Annotated in this window: 11 protein-coding genes and 1 pseudogene; 1 reads left to right on the top strand and 11 read right to left on the bottom strand. The window is 42.9% G+C overall.

The features are described from left to right. Window positions 1-65: 65 nt before the first annotated feature. The 8 genes and pseudogenes from EEL30_12685 to EEL30_12650 all read right to left on the bottom strand — a co-directional run bounded on the left by EEL30_12685 (window position 66) and on the right by EEL30_12650 (window position 10,164). Complete coding sequence (locus tag EEL30_12685; protein QDX93084.1) at window positions 66-656, bottom strand: septum formation inhibitor Maf; 591 nt, start codon at window positions 654-656, stop codon at window positions 66-68. A gap of 11 nt (window positions 657-667) precedes the next feature. Continuing rightward, window positions 668-909 (bottom strand): annotated as a pseudogene (locus tag EEL30_12680) (DUF4321 domain-containing protein). 179 nt (window positions 910-1,088) lie between these two features. Then, entirely contained in the window at window positions 1,089-2,594 is a 1,506-nt protein-coding gene (locus EEL30_12675) for a sporulation protein (protein QDX93083.1), read from the bottom strand. Window positions 2,595-2,664: 70 nt separating this feature from the next. Next, complete coding sequence (locus EEL30_12670; protein ID QDX93082.1) at window positions 2,665-3,180, bottom strand: prepilin peptidase; 516 nt, start codon at window positions 3,178-3,180, stop codon at window positions 2,665-2,667. Window positions 3,181-3,325: 145 nt separating this feature from the next. Further along, a complete protein-coding gene (locus EEL30_12665) occupies window positions 3,326-4,732 on the bottom strand; it encodes a UDP-N-acetylmuramate--L-alanine ligase (protein QDX93081.1) in 1,407 nt (468 codons plus the stop codon). Window position 4,733: 1 nt separating this feature from the next. Further along, complete coding sequence (locus EEL30_12660) at window positions 4,734-6,104, bottom strand: bifunctional folylpolyglutamate synthase/dihydrofolate synthase (protein QDX93080.1); 1,371 nt, start codon at window positions 6,102-6,104, stop codon at window positions 4,734-4,736. Window positions 6,105-6,155: 51 nt separating this feature from the next. After that, window positions 6,156-8,822 (bottom strand): valine--tRNA ligase, encoded by a 2,667-nt coding sequence (locus EEL30_12655; GenBank protein ID QDX93079.1) that lies wholly within the window; start codon window positions 8,820-8,822, stop codon window positions 6,156-6,158. A 478-nt stretch (window positions 8,823-9,300) separates the two neighbouring features. Further along, window positions 9,301-10,164, bottom strand: a complete 864-nt coding sequence (locus tag EEL30_12650) for a YitT family protein (GenBank protein QDX93078.1) — start codon at window positions 10,162-10,164, stop codon at window positions 9,301-9,303. Window positions 10,165-10,301: 137 nt separating this feature from the next. On the opposite strand from EEL30_12650, the gene EEL30_12645 reads away from it, so the two are divergent. Continuing rightward, the gene (locus EEL30_12645; GenBank protein QDX93077.1) at window positions 10,302-10,487 is read left to right on the top strand and encodes a hypothetical protein; all 186 of its coding nucleotides are present in this window, start codon (window positions 10,302-10,304) and stop codon (window positions 10,485-10,487) included. Window positions 10,488-10,550: 63 nt separating this feature from the next. On the opposite strand, the gene EEL30_12640 is transcribed toward EEL30_12645, so the two are convergent. From EEL30_12640 to EEL30_12630, 3 genes are read right to left on the bottom strand one after another with little or no spacing between them, the layout of a single operon-like run. Then, on the bottom strand, window positions 10,551-11,546 hold the full coding sequence (locus tag EEL30_12640; GenBank protein ID QDX93076.1) for a hypothetical protein: 996 nt from the start codon (window positions 11,544-11,546) through the stop codon (window positions 10,551-10,553). Beyond that, window positions 11,543-12,529, bottom strand: a complete 987-nt coding sequence (locus tag EEL30_12635; GenBank protein ID QDX93075.1) for a hypothetical protein — start codon at window positions 12,527-12,529, stop codon at window positions 11,543-11,545. Before EEL30_12635 ends, EEL30_12640 begins: the two co-directional genes overlap by 4 nt. A gap of 14 nt (window positions 12,530-12,543) precedes the next feature. Further along, window positions 12,544-15,141: a LysM peptidoglycan-binding domain-containing protein gene (locus tag EEL30_12630; protein QDX93074.1), complete on the bottom strand. Its 2,598-nt coding sequence runs from the start codon at window positions 15,139-15,141 to the stop codon at window positions 12,544-12,546. Window positions 15,142-15,282: the final 141 nt, after the last annotated feature.

Below are 15,282 nucleotides of genomic sequence, written 5' to 3'. Positions count from 1 at the left end.
TTTTGCCCCTTCCGTCATTCCTGCCAAGTGGCTTCTATCATGGAGAGGCAATCTAAGAGGAATACCTACTTGTTTAACAGGGAAATTCCAAATTGATTAAGCATCTGGGCCAAGCGATTAAGTGGCAAGCCTACTACCGTAAAATAATCGCCCTCGATTCGTTCTACAATCGTCGATCCAAGGCCCTGTATAGCGTAAGAACCAGCTTTATCCATCGGTTCTTTACTAGCGATGTATCCACGTATCTCTTCAGCTGTCATCGTGCGCATTTTAACCTGTGTTGAAGAATAATCAACTGCTATCTTCCCAGTCGCAACATCAACAATAGCAAGACCGCTATATACTTCATGCTCGCGTCCTGCTAGAGAGGTGAGCATCCGAAACGCATCTTCTTCATCACGTGGTTTTCCTAATACCTGTCCGTCTAGTACAACAATTGTATCAGAGCCAATAACTAGACCAAATGACAAATTTTTGGCAACTGCATCCGCTTTTCTAAGAGACAAGATTTTCACGATTTCTTCTGGTGCAATCCCATCAGAAGTCGTCTCATCAACATTGCTTACTTGAATACGAAAAGGAAGTCCCAAGAAAGCGAGCAACTCTTGACGTCGCGGGGAAGAAGAGGCTAATACGATTTGCTGTTCTGGATTCATCATATCTCCCCCTATCGAATTTTTTTATATATCCAAAAAGCGAGAGCAAGCCCTCCAATACTGGCTAGATTTAGTTTACCTCAAAATGAAGATCGTACTTCAAAATGTCCAAATCTGCCGCAGGATTCCATGTTAACATCTTACTCTCTCGAAGAAAAGGAATCCAAGGACCTAATATCTGTCCTAATAGACTACCAAACAAGAGACCTGATAACAGGACAATCAATAAAATCACAAATTCTTTCCCCGTCATTCTCTCTACCCTCGTTTTTTTTCGATGTTTGGAAGAAAGTCGTCATAACCACACCTAAGTGTAGCAAAACTTGACATCAGGAGACAACTACTGAAGCAGTTTCATTTTTATTATTTTTATGATCATAACGAAAGAAAGACCTTGTCTGCAAGAAACCTTATGCAAACAAAGTCTTTTTCCTACTCTGTTTCCTTCATCCATTTCGCATAATAATTTAGATATTGCATAACCCCTTTTTGAACCTGCCAAGCATACGGCTCTGCATTAGCTGTTTTTAGCTGAGTCATCGTGCTCATTGCCTGATTCATTCCCTGCACCATGCCAGCTATGTAGACTTGCTCCTTTTTTGACAGCGCCTGCTGTGTCGCTCTGCTATTGTCTAAGAAGGCAACATGCAAGCTCTTTAGCTTTGTTTCCTGTTCCGCTGTGAGCGGTCGTACCTTTTGCCTTTCTGTATTAACCACTTGACTGGAGAGAGCTGACAGCTGTTGAATGATTTCCGCTCCTGATTTGATAAAGGCATTAACGACACCTTTATCCACGGAAGCACCTACTTCTAAGGCAGAAGTAGGTACAAGCTGAACTTTTTTCTCCATAGCCGGTAGCTTTACTTCTTTGACATAGACATCTATCTGTTTCTGTCTGTAATTGTCAGCCAATCCCAAAATGGCATCACGGCTTGGAGCTACTCCCGTAAATAAATGCAGTCGTCCGTCGATTTGATAAAGAAAATGAGGTAAACCCTTCTCATCAAGAGAGATAATCGCTGGGTCAGCTGCTTTTGGGTCAGTAAACACCCCCATTTGAACCATGTAATAGTTTTGTTCTGGAAATTGCACACTAGCAAAAATCGCATCAGCTGTTTTCCCACCAGTGGAACTCGTTCCCGATGCTCCCTCTCTAGTGGAGTCTATTTCCTTTACTTGATTAGATCCTACACCTCGATTTTCACCATTTACAGGAACCGCTGTTGCCCCTGATCCATTCTGATTGCCAATAGAAGTAGATGTCGTTTGAGGTGCAGTTGGTTTCGGTAGGGAAACACCCGCTTGTGAAGGATGAACCAGTTGCTCCTGCACAAAAACATTTAATACAATAAAGCCAAATAATACTCCAAGAATAATTGCACCTAATGTGGTAATAAATAATCGCAGAACCGGTCTCTTAGACATACGGCTTTGATCCTTTAATAACCTTACCCACCAAGCTGGCTTGTTTGATCGCTTGCCCCAAGCAGAGGAATACAACTCCTCGTAATATCGGTCCTCCCTGTCCTCTTCTGTCAATCGGTCTTCTTCCAACGATCTGACTTTCTCTTCCTTTTGATATACGTCCTCATCTCGATGTAATTCAGCCAAAAATTGTTCCTTGCTGGTATGAGTAAGTGTACGTAGCTCTTCAAGCTTACCCAATCGTTGCATCGCTTCTGCCAATTCCAGCTCTGCTTCCTTCACTTGTTGATCGTCTTTTGGCTGAATTGTTTCTTTGTTATCATCACCTACTACCTCTACATTACCTACAGACATTTCCTCATTACTCACAGGGTTCCCAGTCAGTTCCTTCTTTAGAGCATTTCTGGATACTACCGGCATATTTGGTACTTGTTGCTTTGCCCTCGTCTTTTGTTTGGGTGGGATAGTAGGTGATAGTTTTATAGAAATTCGATTGGAAGGTTGTCCGCTCATGGTAGGTCCTCCTCGTTCTCTAACTCTAGTACTACTAGTTTACGAACAGACCTAACAAGTTATGACTGCTTTAGGGAAGAAAAAATGTAATATACCCCTGCAACACATCAACCTTACCTACATAAGTTAAAAACCAGCCGACCGTTAAACAGCAAGCAAATGGTATCCCTTCTTGTTTCATCCGTGTCTGTCTACCTAGCAGAATAACCAATGTAATAGCGCAAATCCCTGCCACTAGCAAAAGAGCTATTATATATGTCTTCCCAACAACCAGTCCCAATAAGGAAGCTAGCTTGATGTCGCCTCCTCCCACTCCTCCTTTTGTTGCTATTGCCGTCATATATAAAAGTGCAAAAGCAAACACCATGGCTACCACATGCGTTGCAAAAGTCTCTCCCTTTAAGGGAAACATCAAACGTATCCACAAAAATACCAGCCAAGCGGGCCATACCATCACATTAGGAATCAGGCGTTTCCTACTATCAGTAAGGCAGAGCACCCCCAGTAAAGCCCCACATAACCAACTTACCAATAGTTCGATGTCTGCTCCTGCCATTATCATTGTGTACCAATTCCACTGGTCCATCATCATCACCCGCCGACTCACTTTGTTATTTATTTCACTTATTTATATCCTATCGCTCTTGACAAGGACAAAAAAACTGCCAGACAAATCCGGCAGTTTCCTTTGTTACCACTATCTAATTTAGTATGACAATAAATGCTTTATGCTAGCTTTCCTGCGTTTCCTTAATCTTTTGTTTCAAGTGTTCAGCGAACCAATAAGCCGACTTCCAAATGTCCCCAGCTCCCATTGTCAAGATCAGATCACCCGGTTGCAATTGTGTCACCAAATGATGCTGTACCTCTTCTTTCGTAGGAATGTACTGTGCACGAGGATGGCTATTCACTTTAATTTTATCAACTAGTACCTCAGAGGATACCCCTTCGATTTTCTGTTCACCAGCTGGGGAGAAAATGTCCGTAATAATAACTTCGTCCGCTTCTGAAAAAGCTCGGCTAAATTCTTCCATCAAAAAATACGTACGTGTATAGCGCTGTGGTTGGAAAATCGCAATCACTCGACGGCCGCAAGACTTCGCCCCATTTAATGTTGCCATGATTTCAGTTGGATGATGAGCATAATCATCAACCACTAGAATATCTTGTGCGTGACCAATAATTTGGAAACGGCGTTTTGCCCCACGGAATGTGGTCAAGGCCTGAGATATCTTATCAAAGGAGACCCCTGCTTCTAACGCTACAATCATTGCCGCTAGAGAGTTGGCTACATTATGTTTACCCGGGAAGTGAAGGATTACCTCACCCAAATGAACTCCTTTATGCCACGCCTGATAGGTCGTAACTAGATCACCGCACACAATATCCTTAGCGTAGTAATCGGCTGATCCACTATATACAGGGTCAATAGAATACGTGATTACCTTTCGATTAACTGTAGGCATTAATTCACGTACGTGCTCATCATCCAGACACAAAATAGCTGTTCCATCTGGTTTAATGTTTCCTAGAAAATGGACATACGCCTTTTTCAGGTTGGCAAAATCGCCATCAAAGTGTTCCAAATGATCTGGTTCAATGTTAGTCACAATGGCATACGCTGGATGGTACTCCTTAAAGGAGCCGTCACTTTCATCTGCTTCTGCGACTACATAATCACTTTTACCAGCTTTCGCATTTGTGCCAGCATTAACTAGTTCTCCACCGATAATAAACGTGGGGTCCTCGCCACACGCTTCCAGAATGTGAGCAGTCATGGAAGTAGTAGTGGTTTTTCCGTGAGCACCAGCCACCGCTACACCCGTTCTCTCATTTAGAATCTTTGCAAGCATCTGTGAACGATGCAACAGCGGAATCCCATTTTTCAGGGCCGCTGCAACTTCAGGATTTTCTTTCGAGATACTAGTGGAATAAACTACGATATTTGCCCCATCAATATGGGAAGCATCGTGACCGATAACCACCTGTGCTCCTTTTTCTTGCAGTTTTCGGGCAAGATCGTTCATCGCTACGTCCGAGCCTGTTACTTTATATCCTAAATCAACTAATACGCGAGCAATTCCACTCATACCATAACCGCCGATTCCGACGAAGTGGACATGTTGCAATGGTTCCACTTTATTCACCTACCTGTTCTACGGGGATTGAAAAAATTGAGCGTACCAAAGAGATGAAGTAAAGTGATCCGCAAATCAACAACGTCTCATCGCTCTTCGTCTCGTCGCTCAGCCATTCACGCAACACGATTTTCCAGTCATCAACACATTCCAGTTGTTCTTGATTAAAGCCGCCAGTTAAAAAAGCATCCTCCAAGGTATCAACAGAGGCGGCTCTTGGAAAATCAAAGCTCGTGAGATACACGTTGGCAAGTTCGAGCGGCGCCTCTTTAAGAACCCGAGCCATTTGAGACAACGGTTTATCTTCAAGAGCAGAGAACATCAAATGAATCCGCTTTGTATCTTTTGCAAGTTCACCCAAACTATCAACCAGCATCGTGATACCTTCCGTGTTATGTGCTCCATCTATCATGCATAATGGATTTCTTGAGACAATTTCCATTCGACCTGGCCATGTAGCTTGTGCCAAGCCTTTTTTCCTATCTTCTTCTTCAACAAAAAAGGCATAAAATTCCCGCAAGAGATCTAGAACCATCAAGGCAACACCCGCGTTTTGCACCTGATGCTTACCCAGTAAACCCAGTTGATATGTGGAAGTCGTGGGACGAAACAAACTACTATACTCAATATGTTGCGCCCCTTTTAAGGCTTCCGTAAAGAGCGGCTGGGCATCAAATTCGCAACCCAACCGATAAAGCTTGCTGTTCTTTTGTTTTGTAATCCTAGAAATAACGTTCAATGCCTCTTCTTGGAGATTACCTACTACGACAGGCACTCCCGGTTTAATAATGCCGGCTTTTTCCAAAGCGATTTCACCGATAGATGAACCGAGAATATCTGTATGATCAAGACCAACATTAGTAATGACGCTCATGATGGGATGGACAACGTTAGTTGAATCCAAACGCCCACCAAGCCCGGTTTCCCAAACAACAATTGCAGGTCTGACCACTAGGCCAAAATAACAGATAGCCAGCAACGTAATAACCTCAAATTCAGTAGGACAACCGTACTCTGTTTCCTGTTCACAACGCTCCACCAACGGCTTTATTTCATCCACAAGACGAACAAGGTCGTCCTGTGGAATGAGTTGGTTATTTAATCGAATACGTTCGCGAAAATCAGTGATATACGGGGATGTAAAGGTTCCAACACTAATCCCCGCCTCCAGCAAAACGTGCGTCAAAAAAGTGCACGTAGAGCCTTTTCCATTGGTACCTGCCACATGAACAAATAATAAGTTACGTTCGGGATGCCCCAACTCCTCTAGCATCCAATTCATGCGCTCTAAACCCGGTTTTAATCCAAAACGTAACAGGCTGTGAAGCCAATTTAGCGCTTCATCATAAGTAAGAATGTGATCTGCCTTCATTTACCGTATGACCCCAATCGTTTTGTTATGACAAAAATGAAGCAGTCAAGCTTAGGATTCTAGGTCAGCTAAACGAGCGACTACCTTTTCACGCTTGTTAGCGTAGTCCGTCATTTTCGCTTTTTCTTCCTCAATGACATTTGCGGGTGCTTTTGCCATAAAGCCTGGGTTGTTCAGCTTTTTCTCGATGCGATCTACTTCTTTATTTAGTGTATCAATTTCCTTCTCCAAACGCTTGCGCTCTTGTACTAAGTCAAGTAACCCGGCAAGCGGTAAAAATAGCTCGGCTCCAGTGACAACAGCGGACATCGCTTTTTCCGGAGCTTCCAGATCAGCACCGATCACCAGTTTTTCAGGGTTGCAGAAACGTACCAAGAACTCTTCTCCACGTTGTAAGCATTGGAGAGATTGTTGGTCATTTGCCTTGATCACTAGTTCAATTTTTTTGGACATTGGTACGTTTACTTCTGCACGGATGTTACGTACACTTCGGATAATGTCCATGAGCAAGCTCATTTCTGCTTCTGCATCATTAAAAGTAAGCTCGCTTTTCGCTTGCGGCCAAGCAGCAACGGTAATACTTTCTCCTTGATGAGGTAGAGCTTGCCATATTTCTTCCGTGATGAATGGCATGAATGGGTGTAACAAGCGCAACGTCTGATCTAGTACATATACAAGAACCGATTGTGTCGCTTTCTTCGCTTGTTCATCTGTGCCGTACAATGGTAATTTAGCCATCTCAATGTACCAGTCACATAGATCATCCCATAGGAAATTATACAACAGACGACCCGCTTCCCCAAAGTCAAACGCATCCATCAATCGAGTAACATCTGTAATCGTTCCTTGTAGACGTGTCAAAATCCATTTATCAGGTGCAGATAATTCTTTGGTCAAGTCGATATCTTCATACGTAAAGTCTTGTAGATTCATCAAAGCAAAACGTGAAGCATTCCAGATCTTGTTTGCAAAGTTTCGGTTTGCTTCTACTTTTTCCCAATAGAAACGTTGGTCGTTACCTGGAGAATTACCTGTTGCCAGAGTGAAACGCAATGCATCCGCACCATACTTCTCGATTACTTCCATCGGGTCAACCCCGTTACCAAGCGACTTAGACATCTTACGTCCATCAGAATCGCGGATAATTCCATGGATCAGCACATGTTCAAATGGTTTTTCTCCGGTAAATTCCAATCCACTGAAAATCATACGAGCTACCCAGAAGAAAATAATGTCGTAGCCTGTTACAAGTACATTGGTTGGGTAGAAGTATTTCATGTCTTCTGTTTCATCTGGCCAGCCTAATGTGGAGAATGGCCACAAAGCAGAGCTAAACCACGTATCTAAGACGTCATTGTCTTGAGAAAGGTTGCTAGAGTGACACTTGCAACATTCTGTGATGTCGTCACGGGATACATGCAACTCGCCACAGTCCTGACAATACCAAGCTGGGATACGATGGCCCCACCATAATTGACGGGAAATGCACCAGTCACGAATATTTTCAATCCAGCGCAGGTATGTGTTTTTAAAACGCTCAGGAACGAATGTAACGCTGTCTTCTGAAGCAGCATTTTTTAGTGTCTCATCTGCAAGAGGCTGCATGTTAACAAACCATTGCGTAGATAGGTAAGGTTCGACTACTGCGTCGCTTCGCTCACTGTGCCCAACCTGGTGGATGTGTTCTTCAATTTTAAACATAACGCCTTGCTCTTGTAAGTCTTTGATAATTTGCTTACGACAAACGAAACGATCAAGCCCTTTATAGAAAGCTGCATGCTCATTCATTACCCCGGATTCATCCATGACAATGATCTGTTCCAAGTTATGGCGTAGACCAATCTCAAAATCATTTGGATCATGCGCAGGTGTAATTTTGACCGCACCTGAACCAAATTCAGGGTCTACATAATCATCCGCTACAATCGGAATCTCACGACCTATGATTGGTAGGACAACCATTTTGCCAACTAGGTGTTTGTAACGGTCATCTTCAGGGTGAACGGCTACTGCTGTATCGCCCAACATCGTTTCAGGTCGAGTAGTAGCCACTTCAATAAAGCCACTTCCATCAGCTAATGGGTAACGCATATGATGCAAAGCACCTTTTACCTCTTTATAAATAACCTCAATGTCAGACAAAGCTGTACGAGCAGCCGGGTCCCAGTTAATGATGCGTTTACCACGGTAGATCAAGCCTTTGTCATAGAGGCGAACAAATACTTCACGAACAGCACGGGACAAGCCTTCGTCCATCGTAAAACGCTCACGAGAGTAATCTAGAGCAAGCCCAATTTTTTCCCATTGTTCACGGATATGGCTAGCGTAGACATGCTTCCATTCCCATACTTTTTCTACAAATTTTTCACGGCCTAAATCATGGCGACTCAAGCCTTCTTCACGCAAATTCCCTTCTACCTTGGTTTGAGTTGCGATACCAGCATGATCCATTCCTGGCAGGAACAGTGTGCTGTATCCTTGCATGCGCTTAGCACGCGTAATAATATCTTGTAATGTTGTGTCCAACGCATGACCCAAATGTAATTTACCTGTTACATTTGGAGGTGGAATCACAATTGTATAAGGAGCTTTCTTTGGATCGCGCTCCGCTTTAAAAAATTCTTTTTCCATCCAGTAGGGATACCATTTGGCTTCCGCTGCCTTTGGATCATAGTTTTTTGGTAGTTGTGCATCAAGGGATGCTTGTTCGTTTGCCATAATCCTATTCCTCCTTATAATTGCACATCATTACATGGGCAAATAAAAAAACTCCTGATCATCAAAGGACGAAAAGGAGTTTGTTTCGCGGTACCACCTTTGTTAACGCGTATAATACTATTCACGTATCTTTCCCATAATAGTGAAAGAACAGAACTCACGCGTTCACTCTAACAAGATAACGGCTTGACGCCGATTCCAACTACTCAATATGTACTCGTTCATTGGAATTGCTCATGGACGACTTTCCATATCCCTACTCCTTAGAGAATCTCGCAGCATAATGACTCTCCCTCTCTGACAAGGCGGGTTTATGTACTCTTTCCAATCATAGCATTGCATATATAATCGTTTATATACAGCATATTATAGCGAACCCATAATGGTACGTCAAATAGAGAAAAACGTGGGTGCATAAAAGCGGGAACGAAAGCTGTTTGATTTACCTTCCCCCTAAATCAGACAACTCTCGTTCCTCTTAATGAATGGCTTTTTTCTTAAATCGACCGCCTTTTACATCATGAATGTTCCCAATGGCTAAAAATGCAGATTGGTCCCATTCTTCTACAATCGATTTTAATTTAGCTTCTTCCAATCGGGTGATTACAGTAAAGATAACCGTCTTGGTATCTCCTGAATATCCACCTTCCCCATTTAGATAAGTAACGCCACGACCTAGCCTTGCAAGAAGAGTTTCACCAATCTCTCGATGCTTGTCACTAATGATCCAGACCGATCTTGATTCGTTAAAGCCCTCAAGGGTTAATTCAATCATTTTGTAAGCAATGTAGTAAGCAATCAATGAGTACATAGCTTGATTCCATCCAAATACAAAGCCAGCACTGCCTAAAATAAATATGTTTAAAAACATAATTATTTCGCCAACGGAAAAAGCTGTTTTTCTGTTAAACAAAATGGCTACGATTTCTGTACCATCAAGGGAACCGCCGTAACGTATTACCAAACCTACCCCAATGCCCAAAAACACACCTCCATACACAGCAGCGAGAAACGGTTCTTTCGTTACAGCACTGACCGGATGCAATAATGTCGTAGCAATTGACATGATCGTAACACCAAACAATGTAGACAAGGCGAACGTCTTTCCGATCTGTTTATAACCAATGATTAGGAAGGGGACATTTAACAGAAATAAAAAAATACCGATCGGCCATCCTGTCAAATGGCTAAAGATAATAGAAATGCCCGTAATTCCCCCGTCAATAACCTGATTGGGAATTAAAAATTCTTCTAGTCCAAAAGAAAAAATCATTGAACCCAAAATGATAAAAAACACTCTTTTAAATAGTTGAACCGTGTTGATCTTCCTATGTTCAACCAAAAGAACCACATCCTTTCTTCATTTCTTTCTTTTCTTTATTTTACTGCAATTCCTTTAAATAAACGAATCAGAAAGTGCCTCTGGGCTTCACTCTCTTGCGTCATGCTGCATACGCTGTGCAATAAGGGGTGATCATTATGAACTGGCGACGCTTTAAATACAGTTCCTTTCTCTTTAACATCAAGTCCGCCTATAAACAATTTCTGTTGCCTTTTACAGCCTTTCAGTTTATCAGAACCCTACTGTTGCCTACCTCCCTAGATGTATTAATCTTAGGCTTTCTCGCCATTTCTTACGTAGCATTCTCGATGGATTGGCTGTAAGCATATCATTATATATCCAACGATCATGCAAAAAACGCCTCCTTTTCCAAGAAGGCGTCTTACTCAAAACGCTTGATTGATCCATCTATTTAACCTCACCAGCCGATCCAAATCCTTTTCCAATCGTTTAACCGCAAATAGCTCCGTCCATTCATAACGTCGATTGTAGTAAGACTCCAGATCACGCATGATCCGCTCTGGATATTGCAAAAAGTATTGTAGTAGCGACAACTCTTCTGGACGAAGAGGGAACACTTCGCCATACTGTTCAAAAAGATCAGTTGCTGTTTTACTTTCTCCACCTAATTGAAAGTAATTGCGGAGCATCACGGTCATATCTCGTACAGGAGTATCGAACACGGTTCGGTCAAAATTTAGTAAACGTATCTTGCCACTCTCATCCATAACTGTATGGCTGGGATGTGGATAACCATGGATGAGCGACAGTCGAAAATGATTACTTGTTTCGTGTCGTCTTCGCCAAATCCGCAAATTTTCCAAGGCTTGGTTGGCAACGTCCGCGATAAAAGCATGGTTTGCCAAAAAGACAACATCAAATGGGGACGAATAATCCCGTTCATTCGCTAGATCACGAAACATATCCAACTGACGAATCCAACTCTGCCATCTATTGATTAAGGCATCAACGAGCGGCTCCACCTGTCTCGGATCATCAAAGCGATAATTTTGGGTCAGCTGATGGAACTCAGCCAACCGAACAACTGTACCAGAAGCCCAGATAGACAGGTTTGCCTTGGAAATCATAACACTTTCTTCCCATTCGGTTAAATAATAAACCTCTTCCCCCCGCTTCACATAGGGCTCATCGAATTTTGTATATAAAAGTGGAATAGCACCATCCCAGCCTTTTTGCTCCAAATGCCTCAGAACGCCCCCCACATAGTGTAGGCGAGTGATCGGCGCAGCTGTTTGTTTGCAGGAATAACATCCATACGGAGTAGTCCCTTTATAAACAGTTGAAGGCTGTACCACCTCAATGGATTGTACATACATATCGTACTCGTTAAACAAGGGGAAGAGGTGATCGTAACGACTCATGACGGTTGCCGTCCTCGCTCTGCTCGCTTCGCCAAGCGTTGCAGATGATAGTCTAGTTCACGTTGTCGCATGACAGACTGTTTGATATCTTCCGCTACCTGATTATCCTCTTTTATATTAACCTGCAGAACTTTCTCCAAGTTGCTCCACAGTTCCTGCGGATAAACCATAAAAGAGAGTAACAGTCGGAATTCTTCATAACTCAATGTTTTTTCTTCTTCATAGCCATCAAGGAAGGCATCAACTAACGCTGGGTCTCCACCGTCCAGAGCTATTTCCTGTAAAAAGCTTGCCGTATCTTTATGCTGAATGGTGAGAGAGGTTTTGTAGAAACCTCGCAAAAACAACTTGTTGTCGACCATAACCCAGTTTTTCCGTGTTAACTCCTTATGGGAGGCTGCAAGTATTTCCTCTGGTAATGATACACTCTTGATTAAAACCGCACTGCGTTCCATCCGTTCTAAGATAGAGGGAAACAGGCTACTCCATCTACTTCTTCGTTGTTTGAAATTACTTTCTCGTTCCCACTGCTCCAAAATTTTTTTTGTCTGTACCATTACTTCCTGTGCATGTGATTGCTCCCGTTTTAGCAACTCTCCCCCTATTTGGGTAGCTTGTGCCTGTTGAGCTTGATGCATCCGCGCTATCATACGACCACATTCCATCATGTTATCTATGGTGTAGGCAATGGGTTCTGCCGCGCTATAATGATCTGTCAGGCTATAACCTTTTTTATTTGATACCACATAGGGCTTCGAATCTTTTGTGCGGATAAATCTTTCAACATTCCTGAAACCCTGCCGCGCCATCTGTTCACGCCACCCAAAAGACCAACGCATATAATCTACACGAGGCCAGACCCGCATCTCCTTGGTTCCCCTGTTTGTTTGTATTAAATAGTAATCGGTTTTCGGCGTTATTTTAATCGTTCTGATTTTGTATCGCTTGCAGATGGGGGAAATATCTATTTGTTCTTTTGCCATACCCCTCTCTCCCCTCATTGCGGAATGTAAAGAATTTGCCCCTCTTCTACGCGATCTGTTGACATGCGATTCGCTTCTTTAATTTTGGTAACCGATAACTCATACCGCTGGGCAATAGAATCCAAGGTTTCATTTTTCTGGATAATGCACATTTTTAATTTACTGAATTTCTCTGTACGGTCTTGCACAAATGATGTAAGGTTACCTAATGCATCCGTACGTGAACTACTCCCATCAGTTCGTCTGGCTTTCATTTGTTCCAGTGCGTCTTCCTGTTTGCCCTCATCACGCCGTCTTCCACTTTTCTCATTTCCATGTAAGTGAGAGAAAATATTGGAGAAATTCATCGTTTCATTTTTCTCTGTCCTGTTGTTTTTGGAACCAATGGCCACTTTCATTTCTTTTTCTGATTCAGCTACAGGTGTTGCAACTATTTCTTCAACAGTTATTTCTTCTTCCGCTTCTAGTTGAGCCATAAGAACAGTGGCTTCATCCTCTTCACTTAATTCGGTACTGATAGCAGGCGCTTGTATTTCCTGATCGTATTCCGCTGTATGAGCATGCACCTTATTTTCATCATGATCGACATGTATTTCGACTGCCTCCGTTACTTCTGCTGCTTCCGTTACTTCTGCTACTTCTGCTTGCTCATCTTCACTGCCTTCCCAATATTTCGCATATGGATCTGGATCAGCAGCTAATTGCACTTTAGGAGGGGAATTGTGAAGCGTTACCCGCGCTTCTTCACGTTCTGTAACGACTTTCTTTTGTTTAGTAACAATTTCTTGATCTTCTGTAACAACTTCTTTGTGTTCTGCAACAAGTTGGAAGTGTTCAGATGAATTATTGTGAGATGACTCTCCTTTAGAAGTAGCTTGATATGCGGATTCGTACGCCTTCTCCTCTATAGCCGTTTCTAATTCTTCCTGATCATGATAGGATGCAGGCTCTGCAAGCACGTTGTCAGTCTCTTGTTCATGTTCCTCCACACACTCATAAGAAGGTGGAGGCTGATACGCAGCTTGATATGGAGATTCGTACATTTTCTCCTCTATATCCGTTTCTAATTCTTCCTGACCATGATAGGATGCAGGCTCTGCAAGCACGTTGTCAGTCTCTTGTTCATGTTCCTCCACATACGCATAAGAAGGTGGAGGCTGATACGCAGCTTGATATGGAGATTCGTACATTTTCTCCTCTATATCCGTTTCTAATTCTTCCTGACCATGATAGGATGCAGGCTCTGCATACACATTATCAGTCTCTTGTTCATGTTCCTCCACATACTCATAAGAAGGTGGAGGCTGATACGCGGCTTGATATGGAGATTCATCTACATATTCTGACTGGTACTGAATAGCAGAAGCAGCTTCTGGTACCGGATTAGGTGGATACGGCGGCGGCGGTTGATAAAAAGTCTGTTGCGGTGGTGCGTATGGCGGCATTTGGGCAAATGGGTATTGCGGAGGTTGCTGCCCTTGATGGAACTGCCCTGCAATCGGTTGAAACGGGTGTGGAGGTGGTGGCGCAAAAGGGTTAGGGTTCGGCACTTGACCTGGTCCATGTGCGAAAGGATTTAGCTGATAATAGGGCTGTGACCCGTACGGTACATACTGTGGTGGTTCCGACATTGATGTTGGATGAAATCCGTATCCAAACGGTGTTTGCTGTTCTATAGATTCTTCTGGTACATGGGAATATGTTTGATAAGGAACATTACTTGATTGCTCGACTTCTCCCCGATCTGCCATTTCTGCCTCTGCTTCATAAGCTGCAAATTGTGGGTGTTGATAACGGAAACGTGTAGCCGAATCCTGATCCCAGCTACTTTGTTCTGTATCTTCTCGTTGTGATTGTAATCCCGGAAATGGTTGATAAAACTGGTATGGTTGGTATTGCTCAGCATGAGCAACTTCCTCTACCGATTCTTGTCCGTCTGCATTTTGGTGTTCTAATTGGGCCTCTACTTCTTTTTCTAAAGCGGCCAGCTTTCGTTCTAAATCATCAATAGTGACATGCTGATATTCCTGTTCAGTACTCTCATCATGAGCTACTTGAATATACTCCCAGGTATCGTCAGGCTTATGAGATTGCTGTTCAGCGTGGATTTCCTGTTCAGACTTTAACTGGATGCCAGCTATCTTTAAATCGGCAGTAATGAGCAATTGTTTAGGACCCTTTACCTCATAATCAAAACTATCGACAATCCCGTAAATTTCAGCTACCTCTTTGGTTCTGGAGACGGGGACAGAGATACTTAAAGGTATACGATGCATAATATCCGCCTCTTCTTCTGAGAAAAAAACATCCGTATCTCCTTGTTCCAACTGCAACGGTGTAAACTTCATCGCCGAAACCAAGGTGTCCGTTCCGCCATCCGTTTTTGCGTTGGCGCTCTTGGTCGGCATATATTTGCCGCGCAGCTGTAAGGACCCACAAATCGTAATTTCATGATCAGTTTCCCTTATGTCTAAGTCGGGCAATAGTTCTAATTCCCGCAATTCTTCAATTCCTGGTTTATCTGATGAGAGAAATATGGTCTCCTTCATTTGAAACGATAACAGTCCATCTTGTACAGACACACATGCTCCTCCTTTCAACTCCACAAACATTTCCCTATATCTATATGGACAGAGCAATGGAAATAGAACATTCTAGAAGGATCTGAAAAAAAGTTATACGTCTGCATCTGGTAACATTGGACAAAAAAATCCCACTCCACCTTTATTGGTGAAACGGGACGATTTTAGATC

Origin of the sequence: Brevibacillus laterosporus, assembly GCA_007833815.1 — a bacterium.
In the GTDB taxonomy this organism is placed as follows: Bacteria; Bacillota; Bacilli; order Brevibacillales; family Brevibacillaceae; genus Brevibacillus_B; species Brevibacillus_B laterosporus_D.
Note: the sequence above shows the minus strand (reverse complement) of the source record. Positions and strands in the feature narration are given on the sequence as shown.

What these genes read in the sequence shown, in the direction of transcription:
- EEL30_12685 (QDX93084.1), bottom strand. Translation starts at nt 656, where the DNA reads ATGAATCCAGAACAGCAAATCGTATTAGCCTCTTCTTCCCCGCGACGT.
- EEL30_12675 (QDX93083.1), bottom strand. Translation starts at nt 2,594, where the DNA reads ATGAGCGGACAACCTTCCAATCGAATTTCTATAAAACTATCACCTACT.
- EEL30_12670 (QDX93082.1), bottom strand. Translation starts at nt 3,180, where the DNA reads ATGGACCAGTGGAATTGGTACACAATGATAATGGCAGGAGCAGACATC.
- EEL30_12660 (QDX93080.1), bottom strand. Translation starts at nt 6,104, where the DNA reads ATGAAGGCAGATCACATTCTTACTTATGATGAAGCGCTAAATTGGCTT.
- EEL30_12655 (QDX93079.1), bottom strand. Translation starts at nt 8,822, where the DNA reads ATGGCAAACGAACAAGCATCCCTTGATGCACAACTACCAAAAAACTAT.
- EEL30_12645 (QDX93077.1), top strand. Translation starts at nt 10,302, where the DNA reads ATGAACTGGCGACGCTTTAAATACAGTTCCTTTCTCTTTAACATCAAG.
- EEL30_12640 (QDX93076.1), bottom strand. Translation starts at nt 11,546, where the DNA reads ATGAGTCGTTACGATCACCTCTTCCCCTTGTTTAACGAGTACGATATG.
- EEL30_12635 (QDX93075.1), bottom strand. Translation starts at nt 12,529, where the DNA reads ATGGCAAAAGAACAAATAGATATTTCCCCCATCTGCAAGCGATACAAA.
- EEL30_12630 (QDX93074.1), bottom strand. Translation starts at nt 15,141, where the DNA reads ATGTTTGTGGAGTTGAAAGGAGGAGCATGTGTGTCTGTACAAGATGGA.